This window comes from uncultured Bradyrhizobium sp. (assembly GCF_936943645.1).
Lineage (GTDB): Bacteria > Pseudomonadota > Alphaproteobacteria > Rhizobiales > Xanthobacteraceae > Bradyrhizobium.
In genome coordinates, this window is record NZ_CAKZJO010000116.1 from 1 (window position 1) to 14,822 (window position 14,822).

The window sequence follows — 14,822 nt, forward strand, 5'->3', positions numbered from 1 at the left end:
GATCGACCACGGGCGAGCTACGCTCGTCCCGGACCCCTCCAGGGGAGGGTAAGAGCACCATCAATCCAGCTTCGCCTCCATCCCCCGCTTCACGGCCGGACGGGCCATCAGGGCCTCGTACCAGCGCTTGACGTTGGGGAAGTCGGCCAGATCAACCTTGTGGCGAGGGTGGCGCCAGGCCCAGCCGAGGATGGCAAAATCGGCAACCGAGAGCTCGCCGGCGACGAAATCGTGGTCCGCCAGCCGACGGTCCAGCACGCCATAGAGCCGGCGGGTCTCGGCCATGTAGCGCTTCAGGCCGTAGGCGCGGTCCTGTTCGTTCTCGAGCGCGATGAAATGGTGCACCTGGCCTGGCATGGGGCCGAAGCCGCCCATCTGCCACATCAGCCATTCGTAGACAGGAATCCGCTGGCCGAGCGATTTCGGCAGGAATTTGCCGGTCTTTTCACCGAGATACAGCAGGATCGCGCCGGATTCGAAGACGCTCACGGGCTTGCCGTCCGGGCCCTCGGGGTCGACGATTGCCGGGATCTTGTTGTTCGGCGAGAGCTTCAGGAACCCCTCGGCCATCTGCTCGCCCTTGGTGATGTTCACCGGAATCACCTTGTAGGGCAGCCCCATCTCCTCCAGCGCGACCGAGATCTTGCGGCCGTTCGGCGTGTTCCAGGTGTGCAGCTCGATGGTCATTTTCGTTTCCTTCCCATGCCCGTTTCCTCCCCGAGGAGGCGTCGGCTCGATCCGGGCTCTCACCTACTCCAGAAGGTCGCGGCCCCACAACCGGCGGCCGGGGATGGCCGATCCCTGTTGACGAGGGGCGCCCCCTCTGGAATGTCGCGGCGGTCGCGGATAAATTCCGCCTCCTCCAAAAACCCTGTTCGAGGGACCGCCGTGTCGAAATCCGCCTCCCGCGCCCGCCTGTTCGAAATCATCCGCCGGCGCTCCTTCGGCCGCGGCGAGGTGACGCTCGCGTCGGGCCGCAAGAGCGATTTCTACTTCAACCTCAAGCCGACCATGCTCGACCCCGAGGGCGCGACGCTGCTCGCCGAGCTGACCTATGAAGCGCTGAAGGACGACCAGCTCGATTTCATCGGGGGCCTCGAGATGGGCGCGGTGCCGCTGGCCGGCGCGCTGGCGCAGATCTCCTGGATCAAGGGCCATCCGATCGCGGCCTTCTTCGTGCGCAAGAAGCCCAAGGAGCACGGCGCCAAGCTCGCGATCGAAGGCCTGCCCAAGGGCGAGACGCTCGCCGGCAAGCGCGTCGTCATCGTCGAGGACGTCACCACGACCGGCGGCTCGGCGATGAAGGCGGTGGAATCCGTGCGCGAGACCGGTGCCGAAGTGGTGCTGGTGCTGACCATGGTCGATCGCGAGGAAGGCGCCACCGACACTTTTGGCGCGGCCGGCCTGCCGTTCCGCTCGCTGTACAAGGCGTCGGAATTTTTGAAGGCTTAACGGCTCTCTCTCCCGTGTCCCGGGCGCGGCGCAGCGTGTAACGCTGCGACGCAGAACCGGGACCCAGCTCTTTTCGGCATCGGCATGGGCCCCGGCTCTGCAGCGCACCGCTGAAGGAGCGCTGCGCCGCGTCCGGGGCACGAGACCGGCTCCCCCTCAACCGCTCATTTACCATCCCGCCTTATGGTGAATCATGTGCTGAGATCCCTCAGGGGATCCCGGCCGGTTCAGTAGCGTCGGGTGGAGTGAGCGTTGCGTACAGTCCTGTCCCATGCGCGCCGGCGGCGTCGCGCGATGCTTGTGGCCGCCACGCTTGCAGCACCGCTGCTTGCGGCTCCCGCCCCGGTTTCGGCCGAAGGCCTGTTCGACTTCTTCTTCGGCGGTATGCAACAGCAGCGGCCGCAGCGCGAGGTGCCGCAACAAGCGAGCTCCTACGCCGATCCCTTCACCGGGCAGCAAAATGCCGCAACCCAGCCATACGTGCCGCCGACCCGCTCGGCGGCGGCCGGGGGCTCGGGACCTGCCTTCTGCGTGCGCAGCTGCGACGGCAAATATTTTCCGCTGATGCGCGGCCTCGCCTCGCCGGCCCAGATGTGTCAGGCGTTCTGTCCCGCCAGCGCAACCAAGGTCTATTTCGGCTCCTCGATCGATGGTGCGGCGTCGCAGACCGGCGAGCGCTACGCCGACAGCGAGAACGCGTTTGCCTATCGCAAGGCGCTGCGTTCGGACTGCACCTGCAACGGCCGCGAGCCGGTCGGCCTTGCCCCGGTCGATCTCGCGCTGGATTCCTCGCTGAAGGCCGGCGACGTGATCGCCACCACCGATGGTCTCGTCGCCTATACCGGCATTCGCGTCGGCAACGACCAGGCCGCGGACTTCACCCCGGTCGCCTCCTATCCCGGTCTCACCGCCCAGGTCCGCGCCCGCCTCGGCGAGATGAAGGTGGCCCCGGTGCGGGCAGAGACCGTGTCGGCGGATGCGCCGGCACAGACCGAGATCGTGCGCGAGGCCCTGCCCGACGTGACGGTGCCGAAGGCGACGACGCAGAAATCGGCGAAGCGGGCGGGGTTGGATTAAGGCCCTCGCTCTCTCCACGCCGTCATTGCGAGCGCAGCGAAGCAATCCAGAAATGCCTCCGCGGGGGCACTCTGGATTGCTTCGCTGCGCTCGCAATGACGGAGGAGAGAGCATCACCTCCCGATGATCACCCCGATCACGTTCGGCGCCGCCAGATATTTCTCCTCGATCGCCGCGCGCGCGGCAGCGCGGTTTTCTGCCGTCAACAATCCGCGCTTCTCGGCCAGGATCATCCAGCAAAAGCCCCACCAGTCCGTCAGCATGCCCTGATCGCCGACGAGGTCGTAGCCCTGCCCGGCCGCGAAGATGCGCGCCTGCGCTTCGTCCAGCGTGTCCAGAAACAGATGATCCTCGACCGCGAACAGATCGTCGCTGACGTCATCGATGGTGTAGCCCCAGATCGACTGGCACACCGCGTTGAACTCGCGGTCGAACTGATCGTCGTCGATCCTCTGGCGCCGCGCCGCCTGATGCAGCCGTGACAGCGACCGCGCGAAATCGGCGATCCGGGTAAGGGCAAATTGATCGAAGGCGATGGTGGACATCTAGTCCTCGCAAAGTCTGACAAACGCTAGATATTGTGTCGGCAACGCGCCGAATCACAATGATATATCAAAGACTTGCTAAAGTGTTCTTAATTTGTTCTAGTGCGACCCTGAAATTTCAGGAGCAGCGCGAGGCCGCAATGGCGTGGACGCGGCGGTCGCCGAGCAGATGGGCGACAAAGCCCCGGGCCGGGAAGATCTTCGCGAAGGCGGCGTCGCGGATGCTGAGGCCGCCGGCATAGGCGCCGAACGCCGGCATCACCGCGCGCATGCCGTCGGAGGCGAAGCAGCGGCGCTCCAGGAAACGGCCGCGCGCGGAGACGCGTGCCTTGGGATGGAGATGGCCGGCGATCTCGCCGCACGCCCCGGTCGGCTCGTGACGGAAGGTGATCGGGCCGATCGCGACCTCGTCCGCGACAGTGCCGCCGAGATCGCGCGGCAGCATCGGATCGTGGTTGCCGGAGATCCAGATCCAGTCGCGGCCGGTCTGGAGCGCGGCGACGGCATCGCGATCGTCCGCCGACAACCGTTCATGCGCGGTGCGATCGTGAAAGCTGTCGCCGAGCGCGATGACAGTGCGCGGGTCATGGCGGGAGACGACAGCAGCCAGACGACTGAGCGTCGCCAGCGTATCGTAAGGCGGCAGCAGCACGCCGCGGGCGGCGAAGCTGGAGCCCTTCTCCAGATGCAGGTCGGAGACGACGAGCAGGCGCTGCTCTTCCCAGAACAGCGCGCCGGAGAGATCGGCGGCGAAGGTCACATCGCTGATGGTGACCGTGGACACGCGCATGTCGTCGACATCCCCCGATACCTGCGCGCCTGTCGTCACGTCTTACCCGCTTCTGTCCATCGCCTCTTTGACGAGCTCATCGGCGGCTTCGGCCAGAAGCTCGTCTGCAGCTTCGCCATAGACTGACTCGCGGCCGATTTCCAGCATCACGGGCACCGCCAGCGGGGAGACGCGATCGAGTTCCCGGTGCGTGATGCGGCCGTGGATGCGCATCAGCATGTCGCTGAGGCGGCGCAGATCGAGCAGGCCGGTGGCGGCATCGGCACGTGCGGCGCGCAGCAGGACGTGATCGGCCTGGTGCTTGCGCAGCACGTCGTAGACGAGATCGGTCGAGAACAGCACCTGGCGGCGGCTCTTCTCTTCGCCGGTGTGCCGGCGCGCGATCAGGCCGGAGATGATGGCGCAGTTGCGGAACGTGCGCTTCATCAGCGCCGATTCGGCGAGCCACGCCTCCAGATCGTCACCGAGCATGTCGGGGTCGAACAGCGCGTTGAGGTCGATGCGACCGTTGCGGATCATGAAGGAGAGATCGCCGAGCCCCCAGATCGCCACCGCATATTCATTGGCGACGAAGCCGAGCGGACGCGCGCGGGCACGCTCCAGCCGGCGCGTCAGCAGCATGCCGAGAGTCTGATGCGCCAGGCGCCCTTCGAAGGGATAGCAGACCAGATAATGCTTGTTGGCGCGCGGAAAGCTTTCGACCAGGAGCTCGCGCACCCCCGGCACCCGGCTGACATCCTTCTGCAGCGACAGCCAGTCGCGCACCTGCTCCGGCAGGCCACCCCAGGCGCGTCCGTCGTCGAGCAGCCGGCGCACGCGCTCGGCGAGATAGGTCGAGAGCGGAAACTTGCCGCCCATATAGGAGGGAACCTTGGGGTCCTTGTCATGCGCGCGGGAGACATAGACCTGGTCCTCGACCAGGGTCTCGTAGCGCACCACCTCGCCGGAGAACACGAAGGTATCGCCGGGCGAGAGGCCCTCGATGAAGGCTTCCTCGATCTCGCCGAGCAGCCGGCCGCCACGCGCGATCACGCCGGTGGAGCCCGTACCTCCGCCGCGCGAGCGCACCAGGCGCACCTTGAGCATGTCGTCCTCGACGATGGTGCCGACATTCATCCGGTAGCTCTGCCGCACCTTCGGGTTCGCGACGCGCCAACGTCCCTCCTTGTCCTGCTTGATGCGGGCGAAGCGCTCATAGGTCTTCAGCGCGTAGCCGCCGGAGGCGACGAAATCGACGACGTCGTCGAAATCCTGCCGCGACAGATCGGCGTAGGGCGCGGCGGTGCGCACTTCGGCATAGAGTTCGTCGGAGAGAAACGGCTCGCCGCAGGCGCAGCCGAGCACGTGCTGAGCCAGCACGTCGAGCGCGCCGGTACGCAGCGGCGGCGTGTCCTGCGCGTTCTCCGCGATGGCGTCGATCGCGACACGGCACTCCAGCACCTCGAAACGGTTGGCCGGCACCAGCACCGCGCGCGAGGCCTCGTCGAGACGGTGGTTGGCGCGGCCGATCCGCTGCATCAGGCGCGAGGAGCCCTTGGGCGCGCCGATATTGACGACGAGATCGACATCGCCCCAGTCGACGCCGAGATCGAGCGAGGAAGTGCAGACCACGCCGCGCAAGCGGCCCGCCGACATCGCGTCCTCGACCTTGCGGCGCTGGGCGACGTCGAGCGAGCCGTGATGCAGCGCGATGGCAAGGCCGTCGTCGTTCATGCTCCAGAGATTCTGGAACAGCATCTCGGCCTGGCTGCGGGTGTTGACGAAGACCAGTGTGGTCTTGTTCGCCTTGATCAGCTCGTAGATTTCCGGGAGTGCGTGGCGCGCGCTGTGGCCGGCCCAGGGCAGGCGCTCGCGGGTGTCGAGCATCTGGACTTGCGGCGGCGCCGCACCGCCGGCAACGACGATGTCGGCGGCCGCCTCGCTTCCGTCGGGCTGCGGAACCAGGACGCGCGCGAGCTGCTCCGGCTCAGCCACCGTTGCCGACAGGCCGATCGCGCGCATCTGCGGCGCAAGGCGCCACAGCCGCGCGAGGCCGAGCGAGAGCAGATCGCCGCGCTTGGACGTCACCAGCGCATGCAATTCGTCGAGCACGATGCGCTTCAGGGAGGAGAACAGGAACGGCGCGTCGTCGGAGGACAGCAACAGCGCGAGCTGCTCGGGCGTGGTCAGCAGCACGTCGGGCGGATAGCGCCGCTGGCGCTGGCGGCGCGACACCGGCGTGTCGCCGGTGCGGGTCTCGACCTTGATCGGCAGGCCCATCTCCGCGATCGGCCGTTCGAGGTTGCGCGCGATGTCGACGGCGAGCGCTTTCAGCGGCGAGATGTAGAGCGTGTGCAGGCCACCGGTCCGCTGCAGGCCACGGCCGGTGGAGACGAGGCTTTGCTGCTCAGCGGCCTTCTGTCCGGCCGCCCGGGTCGAAAGCTCCACCAGGGTCGGCAGAAATCCCGCCAGCGTCTTGCCGGCGCCGGTCGGCGCGATCAGCAGCGTGCTGGCATCCTCGCGCGCCTTCTCCAGCAGTGCCAATTGATGCGCGCGCGGCGACCAGCCGCGGGCCGCGAACCACGCCTTGAAGCGGTCGGGCAGCAGCGAAGGCGTCTCGGCCTGACTCTTGAGGATACGGCGCGTCACGCCATGACAGGTAAGCCGTAGGGATCGCTTCGTCGAGGGGTGCGGCCCTCTCCTGCGACGGGACTATCGCGTATGATGCTGTCCATCGGGCACGCCGGTCTCCACCGTCGTCATGGCCGGACTTGTCCCGGCCATCCACGCCTTTCGTGCAGCACCGAGATCGTGGATGCCCGGGACAAGCCCGGGCATGACGACCTCATGTGGAAGTTCAAACTCAGTTCCCTGTCGTACTCGCGCAACGAAGGGTTTGCGGTCTCACGCCCCTGCCGGCACCTGATCGAGAAATCCGGTCACGCTTCTGATCCGGCCGTCCTTCAGCACGGCGAAATCCGTGCCCTTGATCGGGCTGTCGGCGCCGTCGGGACCGAGGCCCCAGGAGAAGCGGATGTGGTCGCCGTAGCCATTGGGCTCGCCGATCAGAGTGAATTTGAAATCGGGAAAGCGCTGCTGCACGCCTGCGATCAGCGCATCGATGCCGTCGCGGCCATCGCCCTTCATCAGGGGATCGACATAGCTCGCATCATTCGTCCAGTTCTCGCCGAGCAGCTCGCGGCGGCGACCGGCCGTGCGCTCGTTCCAGAGCTCGATGTAGCGGCGGGCGACGGTGGTGGGGTCGGTCATGATGCTCTCCTTCGATGACGCCGTGTTCGGCTGCCGTCACTATCGAAGGTTCATGCGCGCCGATCGATTACCTCGGAGGTTATCATTGCGCAAAAAAAGAGAGCGCGATGACGTCGTCATCGCGCTCTCTTCGCATCTCTGTTGGTTGCGAAGATTACTTCGCGGCAACCACCATGATCTCGACGGTGTATTGCGGCGCCGCCAGCTTGGCTTCGACGGTGGCGCGCGCGGGCGTGTTGCCGGCCGAGACCCAGGCGTCCCACACCGCGTTCATCTCGCCGAAGGTCTTCATGTCGGTGATGTAGATCGTGGCCGAGAGCAGCTTCGACTTGTCGGTACCGGCCTTGGCGAGATGGCCGTCGATGGTGGCCAGGATGTCCTGGGTCTGCTTCGTCACGCTTTCGCCGGCCGCCTTGTTGGCGACGACGCCGGCGAGATAGACGGTGTTGCCGTGCACGACGACCTGGCTCATGCGCGGACCGGTTTCGAAACGCTGAATGCTCATTGGGATCTCCTCACTGAAATGGCGGCCTTGTCTAGCCCAGCGACTTACTGTGTGCCACCCCTGGCACGCATGCGTTGCCCTGCCACGCATGCATTGCCTGCGGCGCATGCGTCACTGCCAGGGATGTGCCCTTACTGAAACCGACTGAAAAAAGCCCAGATCGTCTCGGCGCCGTCGATGTCGCCGTTCTGCGGCCCGAGCAGTCCGGCTGCGACCCGGGGGAAGCGGGCATCCGGAGCAAATCCGGGCATGCGATGGCCGCCGTGGTTGACGCGATAGAGCACGACGTCGTGGCCTCCGGGGCAGCGCGAGGAGATCCGCGTCACCGTGGATTGGTCCGCGGCGTTCCTGTCGGGCAGATCGGTGCTGGCCGCGTTGACGGTCTCGCAGCCATTGAGCTTGCGCCAGAACGCCAGCGTCTCGTCGGTCGACCAGAATCCGTCTGCGGCAAAATAGTTCGATCCGCGACCGCCCGCGTAAGGCACCAGCGGATCGGCCGTGCCGTTCATCAGCAGCATCGGCAGCGGCCGCGACGGATGACAGGTGACGGCGGCCTCGTCGGTGAGGTTCATGATCACGCTCGCGCCGGCCGCGAACAGATCGGCGCGGGCGCAGAGAAGCGTCATCGTCATGGCGCCGCCATTGGAGATGCCGGTGACGTAGACGCGCTTTGGATCGGCGGTGCCATTCGCCACCAGCTTCTCGACGAGCTTTGCGATGAAGGCGACGTCGTCGGTGCCCTCGGGCGGTCCGCGGAGCGCAGGCCCCGCTTTGGTTCGCGCATCGGCCCACGCGTGGTTGAGGCCGTCGGGAAAGACGACGGCAAGACCCTCGCGCTTTGCGACCTGCGGCCACGCTGTGCGCGCGATCATGTCGGCGCCACGCTGGGTCTTGCCGTGCAGCACGACCACGAGCGGCGCCGGCTTCTTGGCCGGAAGCTGCGCGGTGTAGGAACGCTTGACGCCATTGACGTCGATCGTCTCGGCGGATGCGGCCGAAACGGCGGCCAATGCCCCGGCCAGTGCCCCGATGCGCATCCACCGCCGCATGGCCTATCCCACCGCCTTCGCCGCCGCGCGCCCGGCATTGCGGCCCGAGAACAGGCAGCCGCCGAGGAAGGTGCCTTCCAGCGAGCGATAGCCGTGCACGCCGCCGCCGCCGAAGCCCGCGGCTTCGCCGACCGCGTAGAGGCCGGGAATGACGCTGCCTTCGGCGCCGAACACGCGCGAGTCGAGATCGGTCTCGAAACCGCCGAGCGTCTTGCGGGTGAGGATGTTGAGCTTGACCGCGATCAGCGGCCCCTGCGCGGGATCCAGAATCCTGTGCGGAGATGCGGTGCGGATCAGCTTATCGCCGATATAGCGGCGCGCATTGTGGATGTTCATCACCTGCGCATCCTTGACGTAGGGGTTGGCGATCTCGCGATCGCGCGCCTCGATCTGCATCCTGATGTGCTCGAGCTTGAGGAGGTCGCTGCCGGCAAGCTTGTTCATCTCCGCGACGAGGTTCTCGAGCTTGTCGCGCACGATGAAGTCGACACCATGGCTTTTGAACGCCTCCACCGGCGCCGGCGCGCCCTTGTTGGTGGCGCGCTTGATCGTCATGCGCCAGCTCTTGCCGGTCAGATCGGGGTTCTGCTCCGAGCCCGACAGCGCAAACTCCTTCTTGATGATGCTCTGGGTCAGGATGAACCAGGAATACTCGTAGCCGGTCGACATGATGTATTTGAGCTGGCCGAGCGTGTCGGAGCCGGGGAACAGCGGCGCCGGCAAGCGCGTGCCCGTGGCGTCGAACCACATCGACGAGGGTCCCGGCAGGATGCGGATGCCGTGACGCGGCCAGATCGGATTCCAGTTCTGGATGCCCTCGACGTAGTGCCACATGCGGTCACGGTTGATCAGCCGTGCGCCCGTCTTCTCCGTGATGCCGATCATGCGGCCGTCGACATGCTCGGGTACGCCGGAGATCATGAACTTTGGCGGCGTGCCGAGCCGCTCCGGCCAGTTCTGCCGCACCAGCTCGTGATTGCCGCCGATGCCGCCGGAGGCCACGATCACGGCCTGTGCCTTGATCGCGAACGCACCGACCACGGTGCGGGACGAGCTCTTGCCGCGCTCGACATTGTCAGGCGCGAGCACGGCGCCGCTGACGCCATCGACCGCCCCGTTGGTGATCGAGAGCGCATCGACGCGATGGCGACACCTGAAGATCAGCCGACCGCTCTTGACGGCCTCGCGCGCGCGGCGCTCGAACGGCTCGACGATGCCGGGGCCGGTGCCCCAGGTGACGTGAAAGCGCGGCACGGAATTGCCGTGGCCCATCGCGTCGTAGCCGCCGCGTTCGGCCCAGCCGACCACAGGGAAGATGCGATGGCCCATCGCGCGCAGCCAGTCGCGCTTCTCGCCGTCCGCGAACGCGACATAGGCCTCGGCCCATTTGCGCGGCCAGAAATCCTCGTCGCGATCGAAGCCGGCGGTGCCGAGCCAGTCCTGCATGGCGAGGTCGTAGGAGTCTTTGATGCCGAGCCGGCGCTGCTCCGGCGAATTGACCAGGAACAGTCCGCCGAACGACCAGAACGCCTGGCCCCCGATCGACTGCTCGCCCTCCTGGTCGACCACGATCACGCGCTTGCCCGCGTCCGCGATCTCGGTTGCGGCAACGAGGCCGGACAATCCCGCACCGACGACGATGACATCGGTCTCCTCAGCCATGTTTCTCCCCCGTCATGATTCCCCTCTCCATGGGTTCCCCCTGTATTTGCCCGGATTGAAGCCAGCGGTTGTAACTGAGATCAAGGGCGTGACGCGTAAGACATCCTTAACTTGTTCCACTTTGGGATTAAGTCCGTCCGAGTGCAGCGCGGACGCAACACTGGATTTGAATTTGTTTTGATCGAGCCGGCCTGCCTAGACAAAACCGCGGTTACGACGGACGCTAGCAGTGCATCACCACCTGACACGCAGATTCGAATTCGACTGGGGCGGGGGACAATGAAGTTTCTGACGGGGTTGCTTGCGGCGGTTCTCTTGATCGCTGGCATGGGGGCATCTCACGCGGTGGTTCGGATCGCGGATGACCGCGGCGGCCGGATTGGAACCTACGTCGACAAGTATCAGGACCTGCGTCAATCCGGCGAGACCGTCATCATCGACGGCCTGTGCGCCTCCGCCTGCACCATCGTCCTCGGCGCCATCCCGCATGACCGCATCTGCGTGACCTCGAGCGCGACGCTCGGCTTCCACGCCGCCTGGGATTTCGGCAGCAACGGCCGCGCCGTCACCAATCCCGAGGCGACCCAGATGCTCTATGCGATGTACCCCTCGCAGGTGAAGCGCTGGATCAGCCAGCGCGGCGGTCTCACCCCGCACATGCTGTTCCTGAAGGGCAAGCAGCTCCAGGCCATGTACAAGCCCTGCTACCTGGACGCGCAGGCCTCGACCATCAAGCCGTCGCGCCGGCCCCTGCCGCAGCAGGGGGAGGAACTCGAATCCGCCCGCGGCCAGCTGCTGCACTGACGCTCCCGGCCTGACGCCGTTCCGCCCCGCCCGTGGCGTCTTGAGCGCTGGCGGCGCCTTGATCGCTGGCGGCGCCTTGCCCCCCGGCGGGCCAAAGCCTATCTGAGAGCCTGGGAACCGGGCTTCCGCCCCCGATCGTTGTCATGGCTCAACCACTGCACCCCTCGCATCCGTTACAGGACAATTCGTCCACTGCCGGCCGGACGCCGTCCGTGCTGCTGTGGGCGGGCGCGGCGATCGGCGGGTTGCTCGTGCTCGGCGCGCTGGCGCTGTGGTTCCACTACGGCACGCAGATGTTCTTCGAAATGATCAGGGCCGGCTTCGCCGCCTGCTTCTGATCCGCGACAGGAAGTTTTCCGCTCATGAGTTCCGCCACCCGTCCGCTGGTGATCGCGACCGCCTTCGCCGCAAGTCTTGTTGTCGGGCTCCTGATCATGTTCTGGGCCATGGGCGGGGTCAGCAAGGTGGCCCAGCCGGCCGCGATCGGCGGTCCGTTCCAGCTCACCGATCAGCACGGCAAGGCCGTCACCGACAAGAACCTGAAGGGCAAGCCGACCCTGATCTTCTTCGGCTACACCCATTGCCCCGACGTCTGCCCGACCTCGCTGTTCGAGATCTCGGAAGTGCTGCGCGCGATGGGCAAGGATGCCGACAGGGTCAATGCCATCTTCATCTCGGTCGATCCCGAGCGCGACACGCCGGCGACCATGAAGGACTATCTATCGAGCTTCGATCCGCATCTCGAAGGCCTCTCCGGCGATCCCGCCGAGACCGCCAAGGTCATCACCTCCTACCGGGTCTACGCCAAGAAGGTCCCGACCAAGGACGGCGACTACACCATGGATCACACCGCGCTGATCTATCTGATGGACCGCGACGGCCGCTTCGTCTCGCCGTTCAATCTGAAGCGGACGCCCGAAGAGGCGGCGGCGGATTTGAAGAGGTATCTTTGAGGCCCCTGATTTGGGCCCAGCGCTTTCCACATCGTCATGGCCGGGCATGACGGCGGAGGGACCTTCACCCTGGCCGCATTTCGGCTCGCGTTCCCGCCGGGATGGTCTATAACGCCCTCCGATCCCAGTGAAATTCGTTCATTCCGGCCGATGGCTCCGTCGCACCAGGCGAAATCGTTCAAATCTGTCCGTGGCTTGCTGATGGCACTGGCCGCCGGCCTGTGCCTGCTGTCAGGCCTGCCCGCCGCGAACGCCCAGGCGCCCGCCAAGCGGCCCCCGGCGGCGCCCCAGGCCACGCCGCAGGTCGCCCCTCAGGCGGCGCCGCAGGCCGTGCCGGGCTTCTGGGATCCGCGACGTCGCCCGGAGCGACCCGACCTGTCGCGCCTGACCGTGATCCGCTTCCTGACCGAGACCGACTACCCGCCATTCAACTACACCGGCGCCGACGGCAACCCGGCCGGCTTCAACGTCGATCTCGCCCGCAGCCTGTGCGAGGAGATCAAGGTCACCTGCACGGTTCAGATGCGCCGCTTCGAGACGCTGGTCGACGCACTGTCCTCCAACCGGGGCGATGCCATCATCGCCTCGATGGCGGTGAGCCCGCAGCTGCGCGCCCGGGTCGATTTCACCGATCCCTATTACCGCGTGCCGGCGCGCTTCGCCTCGCGCAAGGACGCGGTGATGCCGGAGATCCGCCCGGAATATCTCGAGGGCAAGAAAGTCGGCGTCATCGCCGGCTCCGCGCACGAGGCCTATCTGAAGGCGATGTTCACCGACGCCGAGCTGCACCCCTATCCCAGTGACGACGCGATGCGTGCCGCTCTGCGCAAGGGCGAAGTCGACTTCATCTTCGGCGACGCCATCTCGCTGGCGTTCTGGATCAACGGCACCGATTCCGGCGATTGCTGCGCCTTCTCCGGCGGCCCCTTCGTCGAGAGCCGCTTCTTCGGCGAAGGCATCGGCATCGCCGTCCGCAAGGGCAACGACGTGCTGCGCCAGGCCCTGAACTGGGCGCTGTTCCGGGTCTGGGAAAAAGGCCGCTACACCGACCTGTGGCTGCGCTATTTCTCGGTGAGCCCGTTCTAACTACTTCGCTGCTCTCTCCGCCGTCATTGCGAGGAGCCCTTGCGACGAAGCAATCCAGACTGTTTCCGTAGAAAGATTCTGGATTGCTTCGCTTCGCTCGCAATGACGGTGCGAGAGGCTATACCGCCCACAAAATTGCATTCCGCGCAAAATTCGCTATTTTCCGCGGCCCGGAGGCCCTTCTTGATGTCCGTTATCGATCCCAGCATGAGCCCGAGCGACCTGCGTGCGCTCGCCGAACAATCCAACGCCTGGCCGTTCGAGCAGGCGAAGGCCATTGTCGCGCGGCTGAGGAAGAGCCCGAAGGACGAGGTGCTGTTCGAGACCGGCTACGGCCCGTCAGGCCTGCCGCATATCGGCACGTTCGGCGAGGTCGCGCGCACCTCGATGGTGCGCCATGCCTTCCGCGTCCTGACCGAGGACAAGATCAAGACGCGCCTGCTCGCGTTCTCCGACGACATGGACGGCTTCCGCAAGGTGCCCGACAACGTCCCCAACAAGGATCTCTTGGCGCAATATCTGGGGCGGCCGCTCACGTCCGTGCCGGACCCGTTCTCGAACGAGCATCCGTCGTTTGGCGATGCCAACAACGCGCGCCTGCGCGCGTTCCTCGATCATTTCGGCTTCGACTACGAGTTCGCCAGCTCGACCGTCTACTATAAGTCCGGCCGCTTCGACGCGACGCTGCTCAAGATGCTTGCCGCCTACGACAAGATCATGGACATCATCCTGCCGACGCTCGGCCCGGACCGCCGCGCGACCTATTCGCCGTTCCTGCCGATCAGCAAGACCACGGGTGTCGTGCTCCAGGTGCCGATGATCCGCCGCGACGTTGCCGCCGGCACGGTGACCTATGTCGATCCCGACAGCGGCGAGGAAGTCGAGACGCCCGTCACTGGCGGCAACGTCAAGTGCCAGTGGAAGGCCGACTGGGCGATGCGCTGGGTCGCGCTCGGTGTCGACTACGAGATGGCCGGCAAGGACTTGATCGACTCGGTGAAGCTGTCCGGTGCGATCGCCCGGGCGCTTGGCGCCACGCCGCCCGAAGGCTTCAACTACGAGCTCTTCCTCGACGAGAAGGGCCAGAAGATCTCGAAGTCGAAGGGCAACGGCCTCACCATCGACGAATGGTTGCGTTACGCCTCGCCGGAATCGCTGTCGCTGTTCATGTATCGCGAGCCGAAGGCGGCGAAGCGGCTGTTTTTCGACGTCATCCCGCGCCAGGTCGACGATTACCAGCAATTCATTGATGGCTTTCCCAAGCAGGACGGCAAGCAGCAGCTCGGCAATCCGGTCTGGCACATCCACAACGGCAAGCCGCCGCAGGGCGACATGCCCGTCACCTTCCAGCTATTGCTGACATTGGTGTCGTCGTCGAACGCGGAGAATGCCGAGACGCTGTGGGGCTTCATCGGCCGCTACCGTCCCGGCGTGAGCCCGCAGACGCATCCGAAGCTCGACGCCATGGTCGGCTACGCCATCAACTATTACCGTGACTTCGTCGCGCCGACGAAGCAGTTCCGCGTGCCCAACGACACCGAGCGCGCCGCATTGCAGGACCTGCGCGATGCGCTGTCGCAGCTCGCGCCGGAGGCAACGCCAGAGGACATCCAGAACGTGGTCTACGAGATCGGCCGCCGCGAGCCGTTC

Annotated in this window: 16 protein-coding genes; 7 read left to right on the plus strand and 9 right to left on the minus strand. The window is 65.9% G+C overall.

The window, feature by feature from the left end; all coding sequences use genetic code 11:
- Window positions 1-60: 60 nt before the first annotated feature.
- Window positions 61-687 (minus strand): glutathione S-transferase family protein, encoded by a 627-nt coding sequence (locus Q0743_RS33915; protein ID WP_298245749.1) that lies wholly within the window; start codon window positions 685-687, stop codon window positions 61-63.
- A 201-nt stretch (window positions 688-888) separates the two neighbouring features.
- Here Q0743_RS33915 and pyrE point away from each other — a divergent pair, with 201 nt between their 5' ends.
- Window positions 889-1,452, plus strand: a complete 564-nt coding sequence (pyrE, locus tag Q0743_RS33920; RefSeq protein ID WP_018647906.1) for an orotate phosphoribosyltransferase — start codon at window positions 889-891, stop codon at window positions 1,450-1,452.
- Between the two features lie 294 nt (window positions 1,453-1,746).
- Entirely contained in the window at window positions 1,747-2,529 is a 783-nt protein-coding gene (locus Q0743_RS33925) for a DUF2865 domain-containing protein (RefSeq protein ID WP_298245750.1), read from the plus strand.
- Window positions 2,530-2,642: 113 nt separating this feature from the next.
- Here Q0743_RS33925 and Q0743_RS33930 read toward each other — a convergent pair whose 3' ends face one another.
- The 8 genes from Q0743_RS33930 to Q0743_RS33965 form a co-directional block, all read right to left on the minus strand.
- The gene (locus Q0743_RS33930) at window positions 2,643-3,074 is read right to left on the minus strand and encodes a hypothetical protein (protein ID WP_298245751.1); all 432 of its coding nucleotides are present in this window, start codon (window positions 3,072-3,074) and stop codon (window positions 2,643-2,645) included.
- Between the two features lie 118 nt (window positions 3,075-3,192).
- Complete coding sequence (pdeM, locus tag Q0743_RS33935; protein ID WP_298245752.1) at window positions 3,193-3,864, minus strand: ligase-associated DNA damage response endonuclease PdeM; 672 nt, start codon at window positions 3,862-3,864, stop codon at window positions 3,193-3,195.
- A 42-nt stretch (window positions 3,865-3,906) separates the two neighbouring features.
- Window positions 3,907-6,492 (minus strand): ligase-associated DNA damage response DEXH box helicase, encoded by a 2,586-nt coding sequence (locus Q0743_RS33940; protein ID WP_298245753.1) that lies wholly within the window; start codon window positions 6,490-6,492, stop codon window positions 3,907-3,909.
- Between the two features lie 63 nt (window positions 6,493-6,555).
- The gene (locus Q0743_RS33945; RefSeq protein ID WP_298245754.1) at window positions 6,556-6,681 is read right to left on the minus strand and encodes a hypothetical protein; all 126 of its coding nucleotides are present in this window, start codon (window positions 6,679-6,681) and stop codon (window positions 6,556-6,558) included.
- Window positions 6,682-6,747: 66 nt separating this feature from the next.
- Window positions 6,748-7,113 (minus strand): nuclear transport factor 2 family protein, encoded by a 366-nt coding sequence (locus Q0743_RS33950; RefSeq protein ID WP_298245755.1) that lies wholly within the window; start codon window positions 7,111-7,113, stop codon window positions 6,748-6,750.
- A 154-nt stretch (window positions 7,114-7,267) separates the two neighbouring features.
- Window positions 7,268-7,618 (minus strand): RidA family protein, encoded by a 351-nt coding sequence (locus Q0743_RS33955; protein ID WP_298245756.1) that lies wholly within the window; start codon window positions 7,616-7,618, stop codon window positions 7,268-7,270.
- Between the two features lie 131 nt (window positions 7,619-7,749).
- Window positions 7,750-8,667 (minus strand): PHB depolymerase family esterase, encoded by a 918-nt coding sequence (locus Q0743_RS33960; protein WP_298245757.1) that lies wholly within the window; start codon window positions 8,665-8,667, stop codon window positions 7,750-7,752.
- 3 nt (window positions 8,668-8,670) lie between these two features.
- Window positions 8,671-10,329, minus strand: a complete 1,659-nt coding sequence (locus Q0743_RS33965; RefSeq protein WP_298245758.1) for an FAD-binding dehydrogenase — start codon at window positions 10,327-10,329, stop codon at window positions 8,671-8,673.
- Between the two features lie 279 nt (window positions 10,330-10,608).
- On the opposite strand from Q0743_RS33965, the gene Q0743_RS33970 reads away from it, so the two are divergent.
- The 5 genes from Q0743_RS33970 to Q0743_RS33990 form a co-directional block, all read left to right on the plus strand.
- Window positions 10,609-11,133, plus strand: a complete 525-nt coding sequence (locus Q0743_RS33970) for a hypothetical protein (protein ID WP_298245759.1) — start codon at window positions 10,609-10,611, stop codon at window positions 11,131-11,133.
- A gap of 143 nt (window positions 11,134-11,276) precedes the next feature.
- Window positions 11,277-11,471: a hypothetical protein gene (locus Q0743_RS33975; protein ID WP_298245760.1), complete on the plus strand. Its 195-nt coding sequence runs from the start codon at window positions 11,277-11,279 to the stop codon at window positions 11,469-11,471.
- A 24-nt stretch (window positions 11,472-11,495) separates the two neighbouring features.
- Window positions 11,496-12,086: an SCO family protein gene (locus tag Q0743_RS33980; protein ID WP_298245761.1), complete on the plus strand. Its 591-nt coding sequence runs from the start codon at window positions 11,496-11,498 to the stop codon at window positions 12,084-12,086.
- A gap of 150 nt (window positions 12,087-12,236) precedes the next feature.
- Window positions 12,237-13,172, plus strand: coding sequence for a transporter substrate-binding domain-containing protein (locus Q0743_RS33985; RefSeq protein WP_298245762.1), 936 nt, complete (start codon window positions 12,237-12,239; stop codon window positions 13,170-13,172).
- Between the two features lie 186 nt (window positions 13,173-13,358).
- A partial coding sequence (locus Q0743_RS33990) for a lysine--tRNA ligase (RefSeq protein WP_298245763.1) occupies window positions 13,359-14,822 on the plus strand: 1,464 nt, incomplete at its 3' end.